At 38.3% G+C, this 5,807-nt stretch carries 5 protein-coding genes and 1 pseudogene; 5 read left to right on the forward strand and 1 reads right to left on the reverse strand.

Annotation, left to right across the window (positions count from 1 at the left end; translation table 11 throughout):
* Positions 1-194: 194 nt before the first annotated feature.
* Positions 195-1,166: a porphobilinogen synthase gene (gene hemB / locus ABYK33_RS13220; protein ID WP_373033741.1), complete on the reverse strand. Its 972-nt coding sequence runs from the start codon at positions 1,164-1,166 to the stop codon at positions 195-197.
* An 88-nt stretch (positions 1,167-1,254) separates the two neighbouring features.
* Here hemB and ribA point away from each other — a divergent pair, with 88 nt between their 5' ends.
* The 5 genes and pseudogenes from ribA to ABYK33_RS13245 form a co-directional block, all read left to right on the forward strand.
* Positions 1,255-1,821, forward strand: coding sequence for a GTP cyclohydrolase II (gene ribA, locus ABYK33_RS13225; RefSeq protein ID WP_373033742.1), 567 nt, complete (start codon positions 1,255-1,257; stop codon positions 1,819-1,821).
* Between the two features lie 21 nt (positions 1,822-1,842).
* Entirely contained in the window at positions 1,843-3,609 is a 1,767-nt protein-coding gene (locus ABYK33_RS13230) for an ABC transporter ATP-binding protein (RefSeq protein WP_373033743.1), read from the forward strand.
* Positions 3,599-4,057, forward strand: a complete 459-nt coding sequence (locus ABYK33_RS13235; protein WP_373033745.1) for a lasso peptide biosynthesis B2 protein — start codon at positions 3,599-3,601, stop codon at positions 4,055-4,057. The genes ABYK33_RS13230 and ABYK33_RS13235 overlap by 11 nt, the downstream gene beginning before the upstream one ends.
* The gene (locus tag ABYK33_RS13240; RefSeq protein ID WP_373033746.1) at positions 4,054-4,938 is read left to right on the forward strand and encodes a hypothetical protein; all 885 of its coding nucleotides are present in this window, start codon (positions 4,054-4,056) and stop codon (positions 4,936-4,938) included. The genes ABYK33_RS13235 and ABYK33_RS13240 overlap by 4 nt, the downstream gene beginning before the upstream one ends.
* Positions 4,935-5,807 (forward strand): annotated as a pseudogene (locus ABYK33_RS13245) (hypothetical protein); the annotation flags it as partial. The gene ABYK33_RS13240 and the pseudogene ABYK33_RS13245, both read left to right, overlap by 4 nt.

A 5,807-nucleotide genomic window follows, 5' to 3' on the forward strand; every position in this document is an offset into this window, starting at 1 on the left:
TTATCTTCTGTGCTAATGTTATCATCTCCAAGATCTCTTCTTTTGTAAAATCTTTGAGTGTTAAAAAGTGTCTCATCGGACTGTCCTTTATACATTATCTATAAATGTAAAAATTAAAAGAGATTATTTTACCATAAAAGGCTTGAAAGTTGGAGAGACTTGCACTTTAGAGGTAAGTGCAAGTGAGTATGGGGTTATTTTTGAAGCAGTATTGCTGCTTCTTTTGCATGATACGTGATGATGATATCTGCACCCGCACGTTTAAATGCCATGAGTGTTTCCATCATGACTTTATCGTAGTCTATGACACCGACTTTTGCAGCCATTTTGAGCATAGAGTATTCACCGCTGACGTTGTAAACAGCCAGTGGAAGTGAAGTGTTGTTCTTAACGTCTCTTACGATGTCAAGGTAAGCAAGTGCAGGTTTAACCATAAGGATGTCAGCACCTTCTTTTTCATCTTCTATACTCTCCAAGATTGCTTCGTTACGGTTAGCAGGGTTCATCTGGTAAGATCTTCTGTCTCCAAAACTTGGACTGGACTCAGCGACATCGCGGAAAGGTCCATAATAGGCTGAAGAAAATTTCGTAGAGTAAGACATGACAGGAAGGTTGACAAAACCTGCACCATCCAGTCCCGCACGAATAGCCGTGATCATTCCGTCCATCATACCTGATGGGGCTATCATGTCAACACCTGCTTTGGCGTGTACGACCGCTTGTTTGGCTAAGTTGTCAAGTGTGATGTCGTTGTCAACTGTATGAAGTACAGGGTCGATTACGCCACAGTGTCCATGGTCTGTGTATTCACAGAAACAAAGGTCTGTAACAACAAACATATCTGGGTGAACAGCCTTTACTTCACGTATTGTTTGTGCGATGATACCGTGTTCACACATCGCGTCAGATCCTACAGAGTCTTTCGTATCTGGTATACCAAAGAGTATGATGGAGTAGATACCGAGCTCTTTGAGTACATCACACTCTTTGACTATCTCGTCGATGCTCATTTGAAAAACACCAGGCATAGATCCGACTTCTTCTTTAATGCCTACACCACTTTTTGCGAAAAGAGGGTAGATGAAGTCATTGACAGAGAGGTGTGTTTCCTGGAGAAGGTCTCTTAGGACGGGATTGATTCTTTTTCTTCTAAAACGTGCGAACATGTGCGGCCTTATGATATCTTTTGAAGTATTTTACAATAATTATTAATTATTAATTATTAATTACTTATTCTTAAAGTATAATCTCGTCATGAATAGTATAAAAATATCACAAATCGCTACTTTACCCACCAAATACGGTACGTTTAAAATTCAAGCTTTTAGAGAAGGCAACAAAGAACATTTGGCTCTTTTCACAGAGGATCTATCGGATGAGCCTATTGTGCGTATACACTCTGAATGTTTGACTGGCGATGCACTGGGCTCAGTCAAGTGTGACTGTGGAGAGCAACTTCATTTTGCACAGGCACTCATTGCAAAAGAGGGTGGGATGATCATTTATCATCGTCAAGAAGGACGTAACATTGGGTTGCTCAATAAAGTAAATGCCTATGCACTTCAAGATGGGGGACTGGACACCGTAGCAGCAAATCATCAGCTTGGCTTTAAGGCAGATGAACGTACCTATGAAGTAGTAGAATTTATTTTAAAACATTTTGGTATTAAAAAACTGAAACTACTTACTAACAACCCTAAAAAGATAGACAGTCTAGGTGATATAGAAATCATAGAACGCCTCCCTATCCAAATCACTCCTAACCCTCATAATGAAGGCTATCTTCAGGTTAAAAAAGAGCAGATGGGACATTTCCTTTAAATTAAGGAGAGAGCTTAGTTTATGACTGGATACTACACATTTAAAACGCTCTATAATCAGATTAAAACACAAAAAAATGATTTTTGGCGTACCAGTCTTTATGGTATAGTAGCTACACTACTTTTACTACCTATCCCTATGCTTATTCCTCTTCTTATCGATGAAGTTTTATTGGTGCATTCTGGGAAAATGACAGAGATGATCTCTGGTTTTTTTGGAAGTTCTGAAGTGTGGGTTTACATAACAGTTATTTTGGTTGTGGTCCTTACTCTACGATTTTTAGCTTTTTTCTTCAATAACCGAAAAACGTTATATGCCACTAAAATCTCAGAAAAGATAAGCTACCTACTGCGTCATCGCATCTTACATCACTTAGAACGTGTTTCACTCTCCGAGTATGAGACACTTAAGTCAGGAGGCATTGCTTCCAAGACTGTGCAGGATGTAGAGAGTGTCAGTGGTTTTGCTGGACAGGTGGTGACAACAGTGTTGAGTGCTTCTTTAATGCTGGTAGGAATTGCTGCGATCATGCTTTGGATGAATTGGGTACTGGCATTATTGGTATTTATGCTGAACCCTCTTTTTCTTGGCTTTTCACGCATTTTGGGACGTAAGACAGGTGAGTTGTTACGCCGTCAGCATGAAGCTTATGAACTCTACCATGAACTCCTCAATGAAACCCTGGAACTATTTATCCAGGTACGTGCGAGCAATCAGGAAAAGTCTTTCTTTGGTATCCTTCAAGGGCGTGCAAAAGAGATAGAAACGGCTTCACTTGACTATGGGTATAAAGCTTCTGTAGCGCACAGCTCTTCCACACTTTTGACCAATACCGTGGTGGACATCTTCCGAGCACTGGGCATCGCTGCGGTAGCGTATTCGGATTTAACTATAGGGATGATGATTGCTTTTCTCTTTTACCTTTCAACGCTTGTTGCACCCATTCAGCAACTCATGGGATTGATTATCTCTTATCAAAGTACGAAACCCGCACTAGAACGTATAAATACATTGCTTTCCCTTTCTCAGGAACCACATTACCCACATGAAGTAAATCCTTTTGAAGATGTTAAGACCACTTCTGTTGAACTTAAAAAGATTTGTTTTGCTTACGGTAATGGTAAAGAAGTACTATATAACATTAGTCTACAAGCAAAAGCAGGACAGAAAATAGCACTCATAGGTCCTAGTGGTAGCGGGAAAACAACCATTGCGCAGATCATGGTAGGATTTTACCCTTCACACACGGGAGAGATACTCTATGGCGATGTACCCATAGAGCAGATAGGATTACCTGTAGTACGTGAGAATGTAGCACTGATGTTACAACAGGCACTCTTTTTTAACGATACCATACGTATGAACTTGACTCTCTCAAAAGAGAAGAGTGAGGTAGAGATTTATGAAGCATTGAAAGCAGCACAACTTGAAGAATTTGTTCGAAATTTAGAATATGGTTTAGAAACACCCATAGGTAAAAATGGTATACGTCTCTCAGGTGGACAACGTCAAAGGTTAGCCATAGCCAGACTCATACTTTCAGATCCAAAGATCGTCATCTTTGATGAAGCAACATCAGCACTGGACAATGCAACAGAATTCCATCTCTATGAAACATTAGCACCATTCCTCAAAGGTCGTACAACTATCATCATCGCACACAGAACTACGACTATAAAGCAGGCTGACCATATCTATCTGATTGAAGAGGGTAGAGTAAAAGCTGAAGGGTCTTATGATATGCTTCAAAAAAAAGGGTTGATAAAAGAGGATTTTGATGTTAAATAAAATTAAAAAATTTACCAAACTGTCATCAGAAGAGAAAAAACTTTTTTTAGAAGCTTATGTGACATTAGGCATTATGCGTGCCGCTATCTTGACGGTTTCGTTTAAACGTTTGACTCGTTCTTTAGAACATTTGCCAAACAAAGAGGAGATAGCTGCATTGAATGATAAAGAGAATACTAACGCCATCGCAGTAGGTAAAGCTATCACTAGAGCAGCAGAATATACTCCATGGGAGAGTGCTTGCCTTGTACAGTCTCTCGCTGCACAAAAGATGTTACAAAAACGCGGTATCCCAGGGGTATTTTACTTGGGAGCCGCGAAAGACAAAGAGAGTGAAGAGAAGATGAAAGCGCATGCCTGGTCACAGTGTGGGAATACTATTATTACTGGTGATGGAGTGCATGAGGAATTTACAGTGCTTTCGGTGTTTGGATGGGGGAAAGAATGATAGTTTATGGTACAAAGATCAACAGTGATATTGAGTTTCCTCTAGACCTTTCACATGAAACAGAAGTACGATATGAAGTGGAGCTTTCTTCAAATATTCCTACTGAACTAAAAAACTCTATTATCTGTGGACTTTATTTATATTGGACGCACGATCGAAAAGTATATCTTTATAGTGACCGTGTATTTGAAGGTAGTGAAGTAGGACAGCCATGGTGTTATGAAGTTCAAGATATAGTGAAGTTTTACTGGATAGGTGGAGAACGTACCATATACTATGAATTAGATAAAAAAGGTGATGCTGACTTGCTTGGTTTTTGGTTCATTCATCTGTTTTTACCACTTTACATGGTTTTAGAAAATATGTATGATTTTCTTCATGCTGGAGCTGTAGAAGTAGATGATAAACCTATCTTTTTCATCGCTCCATCTATGGGTGGTAAATCAACTATGACAGACTACTTCATAAAACAGGGTCATCCACTTATTTCAGATGATAAAGTTCCAACTTTTATTAAAGATGGTAAGTTTATGGCAGTGGGTTCTCACCCCTATCATCGTCCTTATCGGAAGTTTGAAGAGTTGGGTTATCGTGTTGATAATTTTACGACAAATTTTAAGCCTATTCATGCTTTTTATGAACTTGAAGGCGTTGAAGGTGATGCGAAGATCACGATAGAGGAAATCAAAGGTTTTTCAAAATTTGATGTATTGTTACCCAATTATCTCTATATGTTCTCATGGTTAAAACCACAGCAGTTGAAATATCTTTCAAAAATGTTAAATAGTATTAGAGTATTTCATGTAAAAGTGCCTTGGGATATGGAAAGACTTGCTGCAATGCATGAGGTTATTTGTGAACATAGCAGGAGTATAAAGTGAGTGGATTTATTGTCATCTATAACAAAAATAAACATACAATCAATCCTAACCTTTTGAATAAATTGATGAAGACACTCAAAGTACATGGTCCAGATAAAAGTAAAACGTATATTGACAATCATATTGGTATGGGTCATGCACTATTTAGGACAACCTATGAAGCTGAATATGAAAATCAGCCTGCAACGCTTGACGGAAAAATATGGATCGTCTGCTCTGCTCGGATCGACGATCGGGAATATCTAGTTGCAAAATTGGGATTAAAACGAGAGGTCAACCTTTCAAAAACGCCAGATTCTAAATTGATACTACATGCTTATCGTAAATGGGGTGAACAATGTCTGGAGCATCTTTTGGGTGATTTTGCATTCGTTATCTGGGATAACCGAAAAAACATGATTTTTTGCGGGACAGATATCTTCGCCCTAAAACAACTATATTATGCAGAAACAAAAAACTGTTTTATTATCAGTAACAATTTATATACATTGCTCCAACATCCAGAAGTCACAAAAGAAGTGAATGACAGAGCAATTGCATATAACTTAATGTTTGGACTACACCATTGGGCAGATAAATCTATTACATCCTTCAAAGATATTCAAGCTTTACCACCTGCAAACTTCTTACAGTTTAGCAACAAGAGAATGAAAATAAAAAGATATTGGTTTCCATCAGATGGTAGACCTATATTGAAATATAAAAATGATAATGATTATATAGAACACTTTTTAGAAGTTTTTCGTTCTTCAATCTTGGACAGAGTACGTACAGATTCTATAGTTCTTCCTATGAGTGGGGGAATGGATTCTACGAGTCTTGCAGCAATGTTAGTTGAAATGAAAAATGAAGGTATTATTAGTTCAAAA

The organism is Sulfurovum sp. (genome assembly GCF_041562805.1).
Taxonomy (GTDB): domain Bacteria; phylum Campylobacterota; class Campylobacteria; order Campylobacterales; family Sulfurovaceae; genus Sulfurovum.